Below are 17,310 nucleotides of genomic sequence, written 5' to 3'. Positions count from 1 at the left end.
CCGGAGATGACGGCCAGAGACGACGGCCACCTTTTCACCGTCCCGCAACGAGCGCGCGTCATGCTGTCCACATGCTCTACACGGTGATGAAACGAGTGGTGGCGCCCACCGCGCGGCTGGTCTACCGGCCGACGGTCGAAGGACTGGAGAACGTGCCCGCCGACGGTCCGGTGATCCTCGCGCCGAACCACCTGTCGTTCATCGACAGCATCGTGATCCCGATGGTGGTCCCGCGCCGCGTCTCGTTCCTCGCCAAGGCCGAGTACTTCGAGGGCACGGGCGTCAAGGGCGCCCTCTCCCGCTACTTCTTCGGTTCCCTGGGCCACGTGCCCGTGCGCCGGGGCCTCGGCCGGGCCGCCAGGGCGTCCCTGGACACCGCCAAGGACATCCTGGACCACGGCGGCGCGTTCGCCATCTACCCCGAGGGCACGCGCTCGCTGGACGGCCGCCTGCACCGCGGTCGCACCGGCGTGGCCCGGATGGCGCTGGAGTCCGGCGCGCCGGTCGTCCCGGTCGGGCTCATCGGCACCGACCAGGTGCAGCCGGTGGACCGCAAGCTGCCCCGCGTCCGCCCCATCACCGTCCGGTTCGGCGAGCCGCTGCGCTTCGACCGCTACGCGGGCCTGCACGAGTCGCTGCCGGTGCTGCGCTCGGTCACCGACGAGATCGTCTACCGCATCCTGGAACTGTCCGAACAGGAGTACGTGGACAGCTACCAGAACTCGGCCACCGCGGCCTGACCGGCCGAGCCCGAAGACGACAAAGGGTGCCACCCGGAAGGTGGCACCCTTTGGTGTCACGTCAGCTCAGTGGTCCGGACCGGTGTGGTACTCGAACACCAGGCCGCCCACGGCGATCAGCACCAGCACGACGGCGATCACCAGCAGCCAGACGTGCCAGAACGCCAGCGCCACCCCGGCTGTCGCGGCCGCCGCCGCCAGGCCGATCGGCCAGTAGCTGCCGGGGCTGAAGAAGCCCAGCTCACCGGCACCGTCGCTGACCTCGGCGTCCGCGTTGTCCTCCGGCCGCACCTCGATGCGCCGGGCGACGAACCGGAAGTACGTGCCGACGATCAGCGCCAGGCCACCGGTCAGCGCGAGCGCCACCGTGCCGGTCGGCTCGACGAAACCGGTGTCCGCCCAGGTCCAGTAGCCGTACACGACGGCCATCAGGAACGAGAACGCCATCACCAAGTCAAAAATGCGGGCTTCGACCTTCATCGCAGCGTCCTCCTACTTCCCACCGTCGGACGCCTCGCGGACAGTCCGGTCGGTGTCGAAGGGCTTGGTCGTCACGGCGTACGGCGTGCACAGGTCGCCGCAGTTCAGCTCGGTCAGCGCCTCGGCGGCGCTGTACGGCTGGCCGGTGTCCGGGTTCGTCTCCTGCCGCAGCTGCATGAACCGGTCGAAGTCGGCCGACTCCAGCGCCCTGACCTCGAAGTTCATCACCGCGTGGTAGGTGCCGCACAGCTCGGCGCAGCGGCCGACGAACGACCCGGTCCGGTCGATCTGGTCGATCTGGAACGCGTTGTCCTGGTTGTTCTTCTCCGGCTCGGGGAAGACGTCCCGCTTGAAGTGGAACTCCGGCACGTAGAACGAGTGGATGACGTCGGTCGACCGCAGGTTGAAGCGGATCGACTTGCCCTGCGGCACCACCAGCAGCGGGATCTCGCCGGACGTGCCGACGGTGCTCACCGGCAGGTCCGCCGACTCGGTCTTGTACTGCGGGTACTGGAACTCCCAGTTCCACTGGAACGCGATCACGTCGACCGTGACGTCAGGCGTCTTGCTCTTGTCCGTGACGTAGTTCTGCGTCACGGCGGTGAAGTAGAACAAGACCGCCACGATGATCGTCGGCACGACCAGCAGCACGAGTTCCAGCGGCAGGTTGTAGGCGACCTGGCGGGGAAGTTCCTCGCTCTTCTTGCGGTGGAACGCGACCGACCAGAGGATCAGGCCCCACACGATCACACCGACCGCGAGAGCCGCGACGACCGACCAGGTCCACAGCTCGCGCATCGCCTCGGCCTGCGGCGTCACGGCCACCGGCCAACCGAAGCGCAGCACCTCTTCCGTGGAGCAACCCGTGGCCCCGACGCCGACCAGGCCGACCAGCCCGCCGACCTTCGCCAGCCGGGCTGCCCTGGTGCCCTCCTTCAGGCCCACTGCTCGCCGCCTCCTCAGTCGCCCTCAACGTCAAAAAAGCTCGCAGGCAGGGCGTGACGACGCCCATGCCAGATCATGCGGGAGCGTAGCTCAGCACCTGGGCCGTCACCCGTCGGGGGCTGCCCCCTTGGAGTGCAGTTTCGGTCACACACCGGCACCCCGGCATACTGGAGTCTTCTCCACACGACACGAAGGGTGTTTACGGCGTGTGCGGCCTGGTAGGACTGGTTTGCCCTGGCGAGAACGAGGCCGAGCGAGCGCGCTCGGCGGTGGCGGGGGCACTGCGCTGCATGCGCCACCGCGGCCCCGACGAGAGCGGCACCTGGCAGGGCGGTGAGGTCGTCTTCGGCTTCAACCGGCTGTCCATCATCGACATCGAGCACTCGCACCAACCCCTGCACTGGGGTCCGCACGACCAGCAGGGTCGGTACGCGATCCTGTTCAACGGCGAAATCTACAACTACGTGGAGCTGCGCGCGGAGCTGACCAAGCAGTTCGGCGCGGTCTTCGCCACCGACGGCGACACCGAGACGATCGTGGCGGCCTACCACTACTGGGGCCCGGCCGCGGTCGCGAAGCTGCGCGGCATGTTCGCGTTCCTGATCTGGGACAAGGCCCGCCGGGTCGTGTTCGGCGCGCGTGACCCGTTCGGCATCAAGCCGCTCTACTACGCGGCGGGCCCCGGCGGTGTGGCGTTCTCCAGCGAGAAGAAGTCGGTGCTGGAGCTCGCGCCGACGATCGGCATCCGGCCGAAGGTCGACGAGAAGGCCCTGCAGCACTACCTGATCCTGCAGTACGTGCCGGAGCCCGAGTCGCTGCAGAGTGAGATTCACCGCATCGAGTCCGGCACGTCGTTCACCCTCACGCCGGGCGGCAAGCCCGTGGTCGAGCGGTACTTCCCGGCCACGTTCCGGCCGCGTGCCGTGCGCGGGGAGGCGGACGAGAACCGGCTGTACGACGAGATCACCGAGGCGTTGCGCGACTCGGTGGCCAAGCACATGCGCGCGGACGTGACGGTCGGCTCGTTCCTGTCCGGCGGCATCGACTCGACCGTGGTCGCGGCGCTGGCCAAGGAGCACAACCCGGACCTGATCACGTTCACCACGGGGTTCGAGCGGCAGGGCTACTCCGAGATCGACGTGGCCGCCGAGTCGGCCGCCGCGATCGGGGTCAAGCACGTGGTCCGGGCAGTGACGGCGCAGGAGATGATGGACGCGCTGCCGCTGATCACGTGGTACCTGGACGACCCGGTGGCGGACCCGGCGCTGGTGCCGTTGTGGTTCATCGCGCGCGAGGCGCGTGAGCACGTGAAGGTCGTGCTGTCCGGCGAGGGCGCGGACGAGCTGTTCGGCGGCTACACGATCTACCGCGAGCCGCTGTCGCTGGCGCCGTTCGAGAAGGTGCCGGGCGCGCTGCGCAAGGCCATGGGCAAGGTGTCGACCAAGATCCCGCAGGGCGTGCGCGGCAAGGACCTGCTGCGGCGCGGTGCGCTCACGCTGGAGGAGCGCTACTACGGCAACGCCCGGATCTTCATGGACGACCAGTTGCGGCAGGTGCTGCGCACGTACAACCCGAACGTGTCGCACAAGGACGTGACCGCGCAGCCGTACCGCGAGTCGGAGGGCTGGGACCCGGTGACGCGGATGCAGCACGTCGACCTGTTCACGTGGCTGCGCGGCGACATCCTGGTCAAGGCCGACAAGATGACGATGGCGAACTCGCTGGAGCTGCGGGTGCCGTTCCTGGACCCCGAGGTGTTCCGGATCGCGTCGCAGGTGCCGTCGGAGCTGAAGCTGACCAAGGAGACGACGAAGCACGCGTTGCGGCGGGCAATCCGCGACATCGTGCCCGCGCACGTGCTCAACCGGCGCAAGCTGGGCTTCCCGGTGCCGATCCGGCACTGGCTGAAGGACGAGATGCACGACTGGGCGGTGGAGAACGTGCGCCAGTCGCAGACCGACCAGTACATCGACAAGGGCGCGGTGCTGCGGGTCATCGAGGAGCACCGGTCGGGCGTGGCGGACAACAGCCGCCGGATCTGGGCGCTGCTGGTGTTCATGATCTGGCACGGGATCTTCGTGGAGGGCCGGATCCGGCCGGTCGTCCCGGAGCCGCACTACCCCGTGAAGCTCTGACTGATCGTGGAGGCCCCCGGCGCGTGCGCGTGCCGGGGGCCTTCGCGCGTGTTCAGCCGGCTTTCTCCACCGGTTCGACCCGGCACTTGCCGTCGCTCTTCTCGGCCATGACGCGGGTGACGTCGGCGATCAGCCTGGTCAGGTGTTGCTTGCTGCGGGTCAGCTGCTCGATGCGGGTCTCGACGGACTCCAGCTCCTCGTTCAGCATGTTCAGCAGGGGCACGCAGCCCGCCTCGTCCTCGGGCAGCTCGATGTCCTGGTCGAACGCGTGCGCGAGCACCAGGCGCGCCAGGCGCACGTTCAGGCCGGAGCTGATGAGGCAGCGGACGCTGCGGACGCGTTCCACGTCGGACTCGTCGTAGACGCGGTAGCGGGAGTCCGTGCGCTGGGGCGTCAGCAGGCCCTGTTGGTCGTAGTAGCGCAGCATGCGCACCGTGGTGCCGGTCTTCTCCGCGAGCTCACCGATCAGCACTTATTTCCACCCCTGTCGAAAAGAGCGCTCGATCACGCAACCTTGACCCTGACGTCAGTGTCACACTTTAGCGTCGTCGCCGTGATCGCCTTCATCCTGATGCTCAGCGCTTTCGCTGTGGGGACATCCGAGTTCATCATCGTCGGCGTGCTGCCCGAGGTCGCCGCCGACCTCGGTGTGGACGTGCCGACCGCAGGCCTGCTGGTGACCGCGTACGCCGTCTCCGTCGCCGTGGGCGGTCCGGTGCTCACCGTGCTCACCGGGCGCATCGCGCGACGCACGCTCCTGATCTCCGTCATGGCGCTGGCCCTGGTGGCCTCCGCGGGCAGCGCCCTGGCCGACGACTACACCCTGCTCATGGTGGCCCGCATGGTGGCCGCGCTCGCCCAGGGCCTGTTCTTCGCGGTGGCGTCCCAGGTCGCCATCGCCGCCGTGCCACCGGAGAAGCAGACCGCGGCCATCGCCAAGGTCGTCAACGGTGTCGCGCTGTCCACCATCCTGGGCATCCCGCTGGGCACGCTGATCGGCCAGAACTACGGCTGGCGGGCGTCGTTCGTGCTGGTCAGCGCGTTGACCGCGATCGGGCTGGTCGGGGTCGTGCTGGGGACGCCGAAGGTCGCGCACGAGCCGGACCCCGGTGTGCGGGCCAGCCTGTTCGCGTTCGGCAAGCGGACCGTGCTGCTGGGGTTGGCCACCACGATCCTGTCGTTCACCGGCCTGATCACCGCGTTCACCTACGTCGCGCCCGCGTTGCGCGAGGTCAGCGGGTTCGAGCCGGGCTGGGTGACCGGCGTGCTGCTGGTGTACGGGCTGGGGACGCTGGTCGGCAGCACGGTGGCGGGCAAGGTGCCGACGGACCGGATCGCCCGCGTCCTGCCCGTGCCGCTGGCCGTGCTCGGCGTCGGGCTGCTGGCGCAGGGGCTGATGCTGGAGAGCAAGGTGGCGGCCGTGGTGAGCGTGTTCGTGCTGGGTGCCAGCGCGTTCACGGCGGGTCCGCTGATCCACACCTACCTGATGGGCCAGGCGGGTTCGGCGGCCGGGCTGGTCGCCTCGGTGAACATCTCCGCGTTCAACGTGGCCGCGGCGCTGGGACCGATGCTCGGCGGCGTGGTGCTGACCAGCGGGCTCGGCCTGCAGTGGGTCGGGACGGTGGGCGGCGTGTCGACCATCCTCGGCGTGGGGGTGGCCCTGGTGGTCGGCAAGCTGACCGCCGCTCGCCCCGCAACGTCCCCGGCCCCCACACCGTTGGCCACGCACGTGTGAGATGGCCCTACCGGGCGGTACTACCGTCCGGTAGGGCTTTTGTCAAGACCTTGGCACGCATACGGTCGGTGGAGTGAGGAACACCGAGGCGGACACATTGGCCGAGCTGATCGAGGACTGCACCGAGGTGCCGCAGGAGCTGCGTGGTGAGGCGAGGCCTGCCTCCGAGCCGCGTGCCGTGACGGCGTGGCGGGTGGACGAGGCCAACTACGCGCAGGTGGCCGACCTGGACGTCTACGTCTGAGATTTCACGAACCGTCACCCAGCCGATCCTCGAGGGGATCGGCCTTGAGTTCGTCACGCCTCGGCAGTGGGTGGCGTGGTTCGCGGTCGCCGGCGCCGCCCGCGTCCGGGTACTCCTCGAAGTCGATCGCGACCGGTGTGCCGCGGCGCACCCGCTCGCCGGCGGTCGGGTGCTGGGCGGTGACGATCCAGGTGCCCGGCCAGGTCAGCTCGGCCAGTGGTGGGCCGTCCACGTCACGTGAGGTGACCACCACGCCCGCGTCATTGCCCGTCTTCCGCGCCTGCGGAACGGTCAGGCCTACCAAGTGGGGCACCTGCGTGTGCGTCATGGGTCCAGCGTCCCACCGGGCGCAACGGAGAAGGCCCCCGCCGTGGCGGGGGCCTTCCGTCGATCGCGGTCGATCAGTGGAACGAGTCGCCGCAGGCGCAGGAACCGCCGGCGTTCGGGTTGTCGATGGTGAAACCCTGCTTCTCGATCGTGTCCACGAAGTCGATCACAGCGCCCTCGACGTACGGGGCGCTCATGCGGTCCACGGCCACCTTCATGCCGCCGAAGTCGCGCAGCGCGTCACCGTCGAGCGTGCGCTCGTCGAAGAACAGCTGGTAACGCAGCCCCGCGCAACCACCGGGCTGGACGGCGATGCGCAGGTGCATGTCGTCGCGCCCCTCCTGGTCCAGCAGCGCCTTCGCCTTCACGGCAGCCGCGTCGGTCAGCGTCACGCCGTGGGTGGGCGGGGCGTCAGGAGTCGAGGTGACTGCGTCCTGAGCGGTCGTCATGGCTCTCCCTCAGAGGTCCTTTGCGGGCATCTATTCCGGGCAACACGGGAAGTACCCGCTTTGTTCCTGACCCCCATGGTCGCACAGACGTCAGTGACGGGAGTGTGACCACTGCCTCGCCACGTGCTCGGCGAGGTCGGCCAGGCTGCCGGCCGGGTCGGCCAGGCTGCGGTCGACCGACCCGGCGTGCTCGGCCACCGCGTACGACTCCTGCACGCCCGCCGCCGCTGCCTCCCGCCTGCCCACCGTGACCTGGCCCGCGAGCACCACGCACGGCACGCCGCGCTCCGCCGCGCCACCGGCCACGGCGGTCACCAGCTTCCCGCGCAACGACTGCCAGTCGAAGCTGCCCTCACCGGTCACGGCCAGGTCGGCGCGGTCGAGCGCCTCGTCCAGCCCGGTCAGCGAGCGCACCATCCCCGCGCCGGACGCCACCGTCGCCCCGAGCGCCATCAGCGCGGCTCCGAGGCCTCCCGCGGCACCCGCGCCGGGCAGGTCCCGGACCTCGGCCAACTCCTCCATCGCGGCCAACCGCGCCTCCAGCCGTTCCACCGCTTCGGGTGACGCGCCCTTCTGCGGCCCGAACGTCCGCGCCGCGCCGTGCGGGCCCAGCAGCGGGTTCTCCACGTCGGCGGCGGCGACCAGCGCGGCCGTGACGGGGCGGACGACCTCACGCAGGCCCGCGCCGCCGTCCGTGGTGCCCGAACCGCCCAAACCGACCACGATCGTCTGAACGCCTGCCTCGCCGGCCGCGTTGACGAGTTCGCCGACGCCCCTGGTCGTGGCGGTCTCGGCGGCCCGCGCGCGCTCGTCTGCCGGGACGAGGTGCAGGCCGCAGGCCTGGGCGGACTCGACGTACGCGCACCCGTCGTGCTCCAGCCACACCGCCTCCACCGGCGTGCCCAGCGGCCCTGTGACGGTCGTCACGTGCAGCGTGCCGCCCAGCGCGGTGTGCAGGACGTCCACGAAACCCGGCCCGCCGTCGGCCAGCGGGCGCAGGCTCAGCTCGTCGTCGGGGGCGGTGCGGCGCCAGCCCTCGGCCACGGCTTCGGCGACTTCCCGCGCGGTCAGCGTTCCGCCGAAGCAGTCCGGCGCAATAACAACTCGCACCTCGCGAACAGTACTTATCGGGGCATCTCCTACTCTGGTGTGGTGAGGTTCCTGCGCCGCAACGCCGACGAAGCCGCCGAGACCACCACCGCCGAGGACGTTTCCGCGGAGGTGACCCCGGCCGATCCGTCGCGCACGCCCGGCAAGGGGCGGCCCACGCCGAAGCGGCGCGAGGCCGAGGGCAAGCGGCGCGGCCCCGTGCCGCCACCGCCCCGCACGCAGCGCGAGGCGTTGAAGCGGGCGCGCGGGAACAAGGTGTCCAAGGAAGAGCGCCGTGCGGCGGCGGTCGAGCGGCGGCAGCGGATGATGGCCGGCGAGGACAAGTACCTCCTGCCCCGCGACCGCGGCCCGGTGAAGGCCTACATCCGCGACGTGGTCGACTCGCGGCGCAACCTCATGGGCCTGTTCATGCCGCTGGCGATCCTGGTGTTCGTCGCGCTGCTCGTGCCCGCGCCCGCGATCCAGCAGTACGCGACGTTGCTGACCACGTTCATGCTGCTGGCGATGATCGTGGAGGGTTTCGTGCTCGGCCGGATGGTGAACCGGCGGGTGCGGCTGAAGTTCCCCAACGACACCACCCGCGGCCTGTCCATCGGCTGGTACTCGTTCATCCGGGCCAGCCAGCTGCGCCGGCTGCGCGTGCCCAAGCCCCGGGTCAGCCCGGGAGACAAGGTCTGACCGACCGGGGGCTAGTTCATTAGCTACCCGAACGATCCGGTACTAGGCTGGGCGGCATGGAGTTCCGACGCCTCGGCCGCAGTGGCCTGAACATCAGCGAGATCTCGTACGGCAACTGGCTCACCCACGGATCCCAGGTCGAGGAGGACCAGGCGACGGCCTGCGTCCGGGCCGCGCTCGACGCGGGCATCACCACGTTCGACACCGCCGACGTCTACGCCAACACCAAGGCGGAGTCCGTGCTGGGCCGGGCGCTGGCCGGTCAGCGCCGCGAGTCGCTGGAGATCTTCACCAAGGTCTTCTGGCCGACCGGCCCCGGCGGCCCGAACGACAAGGGCCTCGGCCGCAAGCACATCATGGAGTCGATCAACGGCTCGCTCAAGCGGCTGCAGACCGACTACGTCGACCTCTACCAGGCGCACCGGTACGACAAGTCCGTGCCGCTGGAGGAGACGATGCTCGCCTTCGCCGACCTGGTGCGGCAGGGCAAGGTGCTCTACATCGGCGTCTCGGAGTGGAACGCCGAGCAGATCGCCCGCGGCGCGGCGCTCGCGCGTGAGCTGAACGTGCCGTTCATCTCCAACCAGCCGCAGTACTCGATGCTGTGGCGCGTCATCGAGTCGCAGGTCGTGCCGACCTCCGAGCGCGAGGGCATCAGCCAGATCGTCTGGTCGCCGATCGCGCAGGGCGTGCTGACCGGCAAGTACCTGCCCGGCCAGCCGGTGCCGGAGGGCTCGCGGGCGACCGACGAGACCGGCTCGAAGTTCATCCAGCGCTTCCTGCGCGACGAGGTGCTCACCAAGGTGCAGCAGCTCAAGCCGCTCGCCGAAGAGGCCGGCCTGTCGCTGGCCCAGCTCGCGGTCGCGTGGACGCTGCAGAACCCGAACGTGGCCAGCGCGATCATCGGCGCGTCCCGCCCCGAACAGGTGCACGAGAACGTGAAGGCCGCCGGCGTCAAGCTCGAAGCGGAGCTGCTGCAGAAGATCGACGACGTGCTCGGCGACGTCGTGGAAACCGACCCACGGCACACCATCACCCCCTGAGCGGACATGAGAAGGGGCGAGGTATCCCAGACCGCCCGAGATGCCTCGCCCCTGTAGTGGTCAGCCCCGCTTCAGCCCTTCGACGAAAGCTCGGAATGCACCCGGCGGGAAGATCAGTGCCGGCCCGCGGTTCTTCGTGTCACCCACAAGCCGACGATCATCATCGCCGGCGACCGGAACTCCGATCTCCACGCACTCCGCATCAGCCCCGCCGTTGGTGTAGCTGCTCGTGCGCCACCGGACACCCTCACGGGCGGTGGCATCGGTTGACATGGTCACTCCTAGTGTTGTCTGAGGTCAGCGATCCGAACGTCAAGTATCGCCCGGGTCTGCTCTTCCGAAACTCCCCGGTCCCACGCATCGTCGAAGACCTCCCTGAAGCGGTGGATGCCCTTCTTCACGTAGTCGTTCCGGGCGAAGTGCCCGACGTAGGCGAGCCACCCGTCAGCCTCCGAGCGGAGCAGCGTGAAGGGGTTGCTCAGGCCGGTCACGAAGCCGACCGAGTTCGGGACGATGCGGAAGTGGACCTTCTCCCGTCCCGCCACGTCCCGGAGGTGCTCGATCTCTTCAGCTTCGACATCCGGCGGACCAGCCAAGCGGTCGAGCGCGCCTTCGCCGAGCACGATCCAGACTTCCGGACCGTCCGGCCGGAAGATCCACTCTCCGCGCTCGGCGCGATCCTGCGCGACCGCATCCACATCGCCGGGCTCGATGAACGGCGAGCCCTGAAGCGCCCAGTAGGCGAACTGCCGCTTCTGTAGCGATCCGGGGATCTCGTCGTAGATCATCCAGATACGTTCCGCGCGCCGGATGCGCGCGATGTACTCCCGAGCCTGCACACCGGCGACGGTCGCCTTTGCTCGTGGACCGGCCGCGTCCGCCAACGCTTGCAGCGCAGCCGCGTCTACGGCTGACGGGTTGTACCTGGTCAGCATCCACGCCACGTGAGCGGGCTTCGGCACCCTTTGCGCGGTCTCCAGCTTCGACAGTAGCGAGTCGTATCCGCCGACAACTTCGATCAGCTCGGCTTCCGCCGTGCCTTGACCCAACCCGGCTGCCTCGCGGAGTTGCCGCGCGAGCTTGGCGAACTTCATCCGGGCGTCGTACGGGTCGACCTGGTCCGTCATGCCGCGAAGTGTGCCGCACCGGCCAGTACGGCCACCCTCGCGCCCGGACACTGAACCGGCAACGCCGGTTTTCACCCGTTTGGTAGCGCACGGAACCGGCATTGCCGGTTTACGCTCCTTGTGCGGGGTCGATCAGGTCAGCGATCCAAAGTCGCCCCCACCGCCGGCGGGACAGTCCGGAGGCGCGAAGCAGCGAGGTTGCACGTCTGCTCTCCCCGCCTTCGGACTGCTCGCCGGCCCTACGGCTAGCGGGTGGCTGAGCTTCGTCGCGGAAGGACGCCAGCCCCCGGACAGCGGACCGGGGTTGGTGTTGACCACAGCCGCCCCGACCGGCCCAGCCCCGGTCCTGGTCCGCACCCAGCTTCACGGGAGGTGAGTCGAGATGGAGAGCGCACTGTCCGGGGCGCTCGGGATCGCGTTCGGCTTCGCTCCCCGCTTCGTTCGCCCTGTGCACTCGATCGGGGAGGGGCGATGTGGTGGCTAGCTCTGATACCGGTCGGCCTAGCAAGCGTCGCAATTCTGCTCGTGCGGTACTACCGGTGCTTCCAGTGCGATTGCCGGCACTGCCGGAGTCGGTTCATGTGGCTTCGCCGTGTGCATGGGCGGATGCCGTGGTGAGCCGGAGGAAGGGCGAGCCCGCCGAAGCGCTCGACGACATCCCCTCCGAAGGCGAGACACGTTGGGTGCGGCTGTACGGCGTGGCTCGTCAGGTAAAGGTCGGTCCGCTCGACAAACGATTAGCCGCACAGCTCGGCGGGACCGTCTCGGCAATGGAGCTGAACACGGGCGTGTGGCGCAACTACTCGCTGGAAGACCTGAAGGCGACTCGTGAGGAACTACCGGCGGACTGCCCCCTTTCGGAACCGATCCGCGAAGACCGGACTCCAGCCGCGCTCGCAAAGGATGCCGCTCGTACGCGCCGGCCTTGAATACTGCCTGGCTCGGTTCTCGGACTCGGGTCTGAGGTACGCCGGCTGTCCGGGCTGCGCCCAACCTGCCCCGAAGGGCACAAGTACCTGCGTCCCGGCACGACGGCCGGTGGCGCAGCAGCAGAACGACGCAAGAGGAGAGTTTTCCACAGATGGAAATGCAGGCCGGTAAGTCGGACGCGATCGAGCACTCGGTCTACTTCAGGGTCAACCGCGAAGCGGACTTCGTGGAGTCGATCACGGCTGACGGTGATTACGAGATCAGCTTCGACAGGGTCGCGACCCTCGCATTGAGCCCCGACGCAGCCGAGAAGCTCTACTGGATGCTCGGCAAGCGCATCCAGGAGCTACGGAAGATCGCCGAAGGCTTCGCCGTCAGCTAGCCACCTGTTACGGGCTTCTGGCGATGCACCACAATAAGGAGGTGAGGACGATCGAGCGCTGACGGCAACGAGTTCCGCACCTGGAGCACAGAGCCCCGCTCCGCCGTAGTAGGTCGAGCGGGGTGCGGCGCTCGCGCGTGAGCTGAACGTGCCGTTCATCTCCAACCAGCCGCAGTACTCGATGCTGTGGCGCGTCATCGAGTCGCAGGTCGTGCCGACCTCCGAGCGCGAGGGCATCAGCCAGATCGTCTGGTCGCCGATCGCGCAGGGCGTGCTGACCGGCAAGTACCTGCCCGGCCAGCCGGTGCCGGAGGGCTCGCGGGCGACCGACGAGACCGGCTCGAAGTTCATCCAGCGCTTCCTGCGCGACGAGGTGCTCACCAAGGTGCAGCAGCTCAAGCCGCTCGCCGAAGAGGCCGGCCTGTCGCTGGCCCAGCTCGCGGTCGCGTGGACGCTGCAGAACCCGAACGTGGCCAGCGCGATCATCGGCGCGTCCCGCCCCGAACAGGTGCACGAGAACGTGAAGGCCGCCGGCGTCAAGTTCGAAGCGGAGCTGCTGCAGAAGATCGACGACGTGCTCGGCGACGTCGTGGAAACCGACCCACGGCACACCATCACCCCCTGACGCGAATCAAGCCCAAGAGCCCCGCTCGGACGATCCGGGCGGGGCTTTCGCGCAGGACGCTCACCGCCAGTCACCGGCCTGCCCGTTCACTGACGGCCGTGCACGAACAGACCGACCGGCGTTCCGGTGACGTTCTCGTGGCCCGGCTGGTCCGGCTCGAGCCGACGGGGCAATCGCACACCGAGGCGTACAAGGAGCTTTACGAGCACGCACACGACCGGGCGCTGCTCGCCGACCCGGCCGGGAGCCGCTGGCTGGTGACGCTGGCGGCGCACCCGAGCGAGGCGGTGCGGACCATCGCGGTCAGCGCGCTCGCCGAGCTCCGCGATCCCGCACACCGGACGATCATGGTCGAGGCGCTGGCCGACCCCGACCCGCGCGTGGTCGCGTCGGCCGTGCGCGGCCTCACGGCCGAGACCGTGCTGGAGGTCTTCGACCAGCTGGTCGCTTTGGCCAACCGGCCCGACCCGGCTTGGACCTGGACACGCCGCTACGCCGCACGGCGGATCATCGAATCCGAGCACCCCCGGCGGCTGTCCGTCCTGACCGACGCGTTGGCCCACGCGGACAACGGCGGCGCGCACGACATCGCTCACGCGCTCGTTCGTGCGGGCGACCCCCGCGTCGGCCCGGCGCTGATCGAGCACCTGCGCACCCGCACCACCGGTCGGAGCGCGGTCGCGCACACGCTCGGCCACCTGCGCATCGCCGACGCCACCGGCGCGCTCGTCGCCGCACTGCACACGTCCGACGACGGGCTGACGACGACCGCGTTGCACGCGCTCGGCAAGATCGGCTCGGACCAGGCGGCGTCGGACGTCCGGTCCATGCTCGACCACCGATCGGCGCCCGTTCGCGAGGCCGCACTGCTGGCGTTGTCCCGGATCGGCGGTCCGCTACTCGTCCCCGCCGCCCTCGCCGCCACCGACGACGGCGACCCGACCGTCCGCGAACGCGCCATCCGGGTGCTGGCCAGGCACGGTGACCAGCGCGCCGTCGGGCGATTGGCGGCGGCGTGCGACGGCCGACACGTCCGCGTCGCGCTCACCGGGCTCCTGCGGCTGGCCGATCCTTCGGTCGCACCGACCCTGGCGGACGTCCTGCTGAACACCACCGACCGGCGTGCCCGCAAGCTCGCCGGTCGAGCCCTCACCCGGATCGACGCACGGCCGCAGCTGAACACGTGGAGCCGCGACCGCGTCGTCCGCCGCGCCGTGGTCTGGGTCGTCGGTCAACGCGCCGACCCACGCGACGCCTACACGTTGACCAGGGCCTTGCAGGACGAGGACGAACTGGTCCGCGCCCGCGCCGCGGCCGCACTGGGTCGCCTACCGATCGCCCAAGCGCTCGCACCGCTGACGGAAGCCCTGACCGACCCCCACCCCCGCGTCCGCGCCAACGCCGCCACCGCCCTGGGCCGCACCGCGCCGGCCGACCTACCCGACCGCCTGGCCGCCGCCCTGCACGACCCGCACCCAGCCGTGCGAGCCGCGGCCACCGCCGCCCTCCGACCACCGACCGGGTGAGCGGCGGCGCTCCGGCTACTCGGCCGGGGCGAGGGACATCGGGCCGTAGACCTCGGACTCGCTGCGCAGCAACGTCACCTGCGCGATGCCCACCTCGCGCAGCTCGACCCACGCGGAGCCGAACCAGTCCTCGGCCGCGGTCTGGTCCGGGAACGCCAGGCGCGGCCCCTCGACCTCGTGCCCCTGCTCGTCCTGGTACCGCCACCGGTACTCCATGACGGACCTCCTCGCGCTGCGCCGTACGGGTAACGTCCCGGTCAGGCTATGTCGTCACGGAACGGTTGGGGTGCGGTGTGACGCGTCGGACACTGGTGCTGGGCGGCGCGCGTTCGGGCAAGTCGGCGCACGCCGAAGGCCTGCTCACCGAGGACGTCGTGACCTACGTCGCCACCGCGCGCCGCTACCCCGACGACGCCGACTGGGACCTGCGGATCGCCAAGCACGTCGCCCGCCGCCCCACCACGTGGACCACGGTGGAGGCACCCGCGCCGAACGACCTGATCACCCTGCTCACCGCCACCAGCGAGACCGATCCGCCGATCCTGGTGGACGACGTGGCCACCTGGCTCAACGGCGTGCTGGACGACGCGGGTGCCTGGGAGGGCCACGGCATCGGCCAAGTGGAGGGCGAGTGCGCGGCGCTGGTCCGAGCGGTCGCACAGACCCGCGCCCGATTGGTCCTGGTCTCGGCGGAGGTCGGGCTGGGCGTGGTGCCCAGCACCCACTCTGGCAGGCTCTTCCGCGATCACCTCGGCTCGCTCAACGCGCGGCTGGCCGAGGTCTGCGACGAGGTGCTGCTGGTCGTCGCCGGAATCCCACTGCGATTGCGCGAACCCGGAGGTAGTCGGTGACCAGCGAGTTCCCAGCCATCGAGTTCCCCTCCGTCGAGCCGCCGAGCGAGCGGGTGCGCACCGAGGCGCTGGCCAGGCACGGCGTGCTCACCAAGCCGGTCGGCTCGCTGGGCAGGCTGGAGGAGCTGGGCGCGTGGGTGGCGGCCTGCCAGGGCGAGTGCCCTCCCAAGCCGTTCACCCGGCCCCGCGTGGTCGTCTTCGCGGGCGACCACGGTGTCGCCCAGCACGGCGTCTCGGCCTACCCGTCCGAGGTCACCGGCCAGATGGTGGCGAACTTCCTGGCCGGCGGCGCCGCGGTGAACGTCCTGGCCAACGTGGCCGGCGCGACGGTCCGCGTGGTCGACGTGGCCGTCGACTCGGACACCGCGGTGGGCGAGTTCAAGGTCCGCCGGAGCTCCGGCTCGATCGACCGCGAGGACGCGCTCACCCGCGAGGAGGCCGAGCGGGCGATCGGGATCGGCCGCAAGCTCGTGGACGACGAGGTGGACGGCGGCGCGGACCTGCTCATCGCCGGTGACATGGGCATCGGCAACACCACCCCGGCCGCGGTCCTGATCGCGGCCCTGACGGGCTCCGAGCCGGTGGCCGTGGTCGGCCGCGGCACGGGCATCGACGACCAGGGCTGGATGCGCAAGACCGCCGCCATCCGGGACGCCCTGCGCCGCGCCCGTCCCGTGATCAACGACCCGGTGGCCCTGCTCGCCACCGCGTCCGGCGCCGACCTCGCCGCGATGGCCGGATTCCTGGCGCAGGCGGCCGTGCGCAAGACCCCCGTGATCCTCGACGGCGTGGTGGTCGGCGCGGCCGCCGTCGTCGCCGAGGAACTGGCACCGGGTGCCCGTGACTGGTGGGTGGCCGGCCACCGCTCGGTCGAGCCCGCGCACACGTTGGCCCTGGGCCACCTGAGCCTGGAACCGCTGCTGGAGTTCGACATGCGGCTGGGCGAGGGCTCCGGTGCGGTGGCGGCCCTCCCCCTGGTCGTGATGGCGACCCGCATCCTGGCCGAGATGGCGACCTTCGACAGCGCGGGCATCTCCGGACCCGCCTGATGCGCCTGGCGTTGTCGTGGCTGACGGTGCTGCCCGTCCGCGTCGGCTCCGACGAAGTCGACGCACGGGCGGCACGACGGGCCATCGCCTTCGCGCCCTTCGTCGGCCTGCTGCTGGGTGCGGCGGCCGTCGCACTGCTCCTGCTGCCGCTGCCCGACCTGGTGGTCGGTTTCCTCACCGTCGGCTTCCTTGCCCTGGCCACCCGGGGCATGCACCTGGACGGCCTGGCCGACACCGCCGACGGCCTGGGCTGCTACGGCCCGCCGGAACGGGCGCTCGCGGTGATGAAGGACGGCGGCGCCGGCCCGTTCGCGGTGGTCGCGCTCATCGTCGTGCTGGGCGCGGAGGCCGCCGCCTTCCCCGCCGTCACCTGGCCGGCTGTCCTGCTGGCCCTGACCGCCGGCCGCGCCGCATTCATCCTCTGCTGCCTGAAAGGCATCCCACCCGCACGCCCCGAAGGCCTGGGCGCACTGGTAGCCGGCACCCAACCACGATGGATAGCCGCAACCTGGTGGACCGCCCTGGCCACCGCCGGCTTCTTCGTGCACCCATGGCAAGGCCCACTCGCAATCGCCCTCGCCGCAACCCTGGTCCTGCTCCTGATCCGACACACGCGCAAACGATTCGGCGGAATCACCGGCGACGTCCTGGGCGCAGCCTGCGAAACGACCACCTTGACCGTCCTGGTTATCAACGCCCTGTAGATAACCCAGAGGACCAATCAATCCGCACATAACCGCAGAGGCCCGATTTTACATGGGGTTCGGGTGCTTTAGGCTGGTCGAAGCCGGGCAGGCTTGGCGGACGCTTTTCCCGCCAGGCCTGCCCGGCTTTGGCCTGCCTGGAGTGCCCGTAAGGGGCCCCATGTCAAATCGAGCCGGACTCTCGAAATCTCACCGAAGTCAACCACCGAGCCGGACTCAACCCACCGCCG

At 70.0% G+C, this 17,310-nt stretch carries 21 protein-coding genes and 1 pseudogene; 13 read left to right on the top strand and 9 right to left on the bottom strand.

Annotated elements, in window-relative coordinates; genetic code table 11:
• Positions 1–71: 71 nt before the first annotated feature.
• The gene (locus A6A25_RS04720; protein WP_073886511.1) at positions 72–740 is read left to right on the top strand and encodes a lysophospholipid acyltransferase family protein; all 669 of its coding nucleotides are present in this window, start codon (positions 72–74) and stop codon (positions 738–740) included.
• A gap of 66 nt (positions 741–806) precedes the next feature.
• Here A6A25_RS04720 and A6A25_RS04715 read toward each other — a convergent pair whose 3' ends face one another.
• Positions 807–1,220 carry a cytochrome c oxidase subunit 4 gene (locus tag A6A25_RS04715; RefSeq protein WP_073886510.1) on the bottom strand — a complete coding sequence of 138 codons (414 nt, stop codon included), beginning with the start codon at positions 1,218–1,220 and terminating at the stop codon, positions 807–809.
• A 12-nt stretch (positions 1,221–1,232) separates the two neighbouring features.
• Positions 1,233–2,165, bottom strand: coding sequence for an aa3-type cytochrome oxidase subunit II (ctaC, locus tag A6A25_RS04710; RefSeq protein ID WP_198932569.1), 933 nt, complete (start codon positions 2,163–2,165; stop codon positions 1,233–1,235).
• 206 nt (positions 2,166–2,371) lie between these two features.
• Here ctaC and asnB point away from each other — a divergent pair, with 206 nt between their 5' ends.
• Positions 2,372–4,300 carry an asparagine synthase (glutamine-hydrolyzing) gene (asnB, locus tag A6A25_RS04705; protein WP_073886509.1) on the top strand — a complete coding sequence of 643 codons (1,929 nt, stop codon included), beginning with the start codon at positions 2,372–2,374 and terminating at the stop codon, positions 4,298–4,300.
• 52 nt (positions 4,301–4,352) lie between these two features.
• Here asnB and A6A25_RS04700 read toward each other — a convergent pair whose 3' ends face one another.
• Positions 4,353–4,772 carry a MerR family transcriptional regulator gene (locus A6A25_RS04700; protein WP_073886508.1) on the bottom strand — a complete coding sequence of 140 codons (420 nt, stop codon included), beginning with the start codon at positions 4,770–4,772 and terminating at the stop codon, positions 4,353–4,355.
• Positions 4,773–4,853: 81 nt separating this feature from the next.
• Here A6A25_RS04700 and A6A25_RS04695 point away from each other — a divergent pair, with 81 nt between their 5' ends.
• Positions 4,854–6,035 carry an MFS transporter gene (locus tag A6A25_RS04695; protein ID WP_241828499.1) on the top strand — a complete coding sequence of 394 codons (1,182 nt, stop codon included), beginning with the start codon at positions 4,854–4,856 and terminating at the stop codon, positions 6,033–6,035.
• A gap of 73 nt (positions 6,036–6,108) precedes the next feature.
• Positions 6,109–6,279: a hypothetical protein gene (locus A6A25_RS44580; protein WP_198932568.1), complete on the top strand. Its 171-nt coding sequence runs from the start codon at positions 6,109–6,111 to the stop codon at positions 6,277–6,279.
• Between the two features lie 4 nt (positions 6,280–6,283).
• Here the strand turns inward: A6A25_RS44580 and A6A25_RS04690 are convergent, their stop codons facing one another.
• The 3 genes from A6A25_RS04690 to A6A25_RS04680 form a co-directional block, all read right to left on the bottom strand.
• The gene (locus A6A25_RS04690; RefSeq protein ID WP_073886507.1) at positions 6,284–6,607 is read right to left on the bottom strand and encodes a PASTA domain-containing protein; all 324 of its coding nucleotides are present in this window, start codon (positions 6,605–6,607) and stop codon (positions 6,284–6,286) included.
• A 73-nt stretch (positions 6,608–6,680) separates the two neighbouring features.
• Positions 6,681–7,055, bottom strand: coding sequence for a HesB/IscA family protein (locus A6A25_RS04685; protein ID WP_073886506.1), 375 nt, complete (start codon positions 7,053–7,055; stop codon positions 6,681–6,683).
• 90 nt (positions 7,056–7,145) lie between these two features.
• On the bottom strand, positions 7,146–8,165 hold the full coding sequence (locus tag A6A25_RS04680; protein ID WP_073886505.1) for a glycerate kinase family protein: 1,020 nt from the start codon (positions 8,163–8,165) through the stop codon (positions 7,146–7,148).
• A gap of 42 nt (positions 8,166–8,207) precedes the next feature.
• Here A6A25_RS04680 and A6A25_RS04675 point away from each other — a divergent pair, with 42 nt between their 5' ends.
• Together A6A25_RS04675 and A6A25_RS04670 are read left to right on the top strand one after the other, a co-directional pair.
• Positions 8,208–8,843, top strand: a complete 636-nt coding sequence (locus A6A25_RS04675; protein ID WP_073886504.1) for a DUF3043 domain-containing protein — start codon at positions 8,208–8,210, stop codon at positions 8,841–8,843.
• A gap of 56 nt (positions 8,844–8,899) precedes the next feature.
• Complete coding sequence (locus A6A25_RS04670; protein ID WP_073886503.1) at positions 8,900–9,886, top strand: aldo/keto reductase family protein; 987 nt, start codon at positions 8,900–8,902, stop codon at positions 9,884–9,886.
• Between the two features lie 60 nt (positions 9,887–9,946).
• Here A6A25_RS04670 and A6A25_RS04665 read toward each other — a convergent pair whose 3' ends face one another.
• Together A6A25_RS04665 and A6A25_RS04660 are read right to left on the bottom strand one after the other, a co-directional pair.
• Positions 9,947–10,159, bottom strand: coding sequence for a DUF397 domain-containing protein (locus A6A25_RS04665; RefSeq protein WP_073886633.1), 213 nt, complete (start codon positions 10,157–10,159; stop codon positions 9,947–9,949).
• 8 nt (positions 10,160–10,167) lie between these two features.
• Complete coding sequence (locus tag A6A25_RS04660; RefSeq protein ID WP_073886502.1) at positions 10,168–11,013, bottom strand: DUF5753 domain-containing protein; 846 nt, start codon at positions 11,011–11,013, stop codon at positions 10,168–10,170.
• 614 nt (positions 11,014–11,627) lie between these two features.
• Here A6A25_RS04660 and A6A25_RS42775 point away from each other — a divergent pair.
• From A6A25_RS42775 to A6A25_RS04645, 4 genes and pseudogenes are all read left to right on the top strand, one after another.
• A complete protein-coding gene (locus tag A6A25_RS42775) occupies positions 11,628–11,942 on the top strand; it encodes a hypothetical protein (protein ID WP_143192957.1) in 315 nt (104 codons plus the stop codon).
• A gap of 152 nt (positions 11,943–12,094) precedes the next feature.
• The gene (locus A6A25_RS04655; RefSeq protein WP_073886501.1) at positions 12,095–12,325 is read left to right on the top strand and encodes a hypothetical protein; all 231 of its coding nucleotides are present in this window, start codon (positions 12,095–12,097) and stop codon (positions 12,323–12,325) included.
• A gap of 112 nt (positions 12,326–12,437) precedes the next feature.
• A pseudogene (locus A6A25_RS04650) lies at positions 12,438–12,950 on the top strand (aldo/keto reductase); the annotation flags it as partial.
• A gap of 98 nt (positions 12,951–13,048) precedes the next feature.
• On the top strand, positions 13,049–14,476 hold the full coding sequence (locus tag A6A25_RS04645) for a HEAT repeat domain-containing protein (protein WP_073886500.1): 1,428 nt from the start codon (positions 13,049–13,051) through the stop codon (positions 14,474–14,476).
• A 15-nt stretch (positions 14,477–14,491) separates the two neighbouring features.
• Here A6A25_RS04645 and A6A25_RS04640 read toward each other — a convergent pair whose 3' ends face one another.
• Positions 14,492–14,692 carry a hypothetical protein gene (locus tag A6A25_RS04640; protein WP_073886499.1) on the bottom strand — a complete coding sequence of 67 codons (201 nt, stop codon included), beginning with the start codon at positions 14,690–14,692 and terminating at the stop codon, positions 14,492–14,494.
• Positions 14,693–14,769: 77 nt separating this feature from the next.
• Here A6A25_RS04640 and cobU point away from each other — a divergent pair, with 77 nt between their 5' ends.
• Genes cobU through A6A25_RS04625 form a run of 3 tightly spaced genes read left to right on the top strand, consistent with a single transcriptional unit; the run spans position 14,770 to position 17,080 of the window.
• On the top strand, positions 14,770–15,327 hold the full coding sequence (cobU, locus tag A6A25_RS04635; RefSeq protein ID WP_073886498.1) for a bifunctional adenosylcobinamide kinase/adenosylcobinamide-phosphate guanylyltransferase: 558 nt from the start codon (positions 14,770–14,772) through the stop codon (positions 15,325–15,327).
• Entirely contained in the window at positions 15,324–16,376 is a 1,053-nt protein-coding gene (cobT, locus tag A6A25_RS04630) for a nicotinate-nucleotide--dimethylbenzimidazole phosphoribosyltransferase (protein ID WP_073886497.1), read from the top strand. The genes cobU and cobT overlap by 4 nt, the downstream gene beginning before the upstream one ends.
• Positions 16,376–17,080 carry an adenosylcobinamide-GDP ribazoletransferase gene (locus A6A25_RS04625; RefSeq protein ID WP_073886496.1) on the top strand — a complete coding sequence of 235 codons (705 nt, stop codon included), beginning with the start codon at positions 16,376–16,378 and terminating at the stop codon, positions 17,078–17,080. Before cobT ends, A6A25_RS04625 begins: the two co-directional genes overlap by 1 nt.
• Positions 17,081–17,310 lie beyond the last annotated feature (230 nt).

Source organism: Saccharothrix sp. CB00851 (genome assembly GCF_001905065.1).
Classification (GTDB): domain Bacteria; phylum Actinomycetota; class Actinomycetes; order Mycobacteriales; family Pseudonocardiaceae; genus Actinosynnema.
Note: the sequence above shows the minus strand (reverse complement) of the source record. Positions and strands in the feature narration are given on the sequence as shown.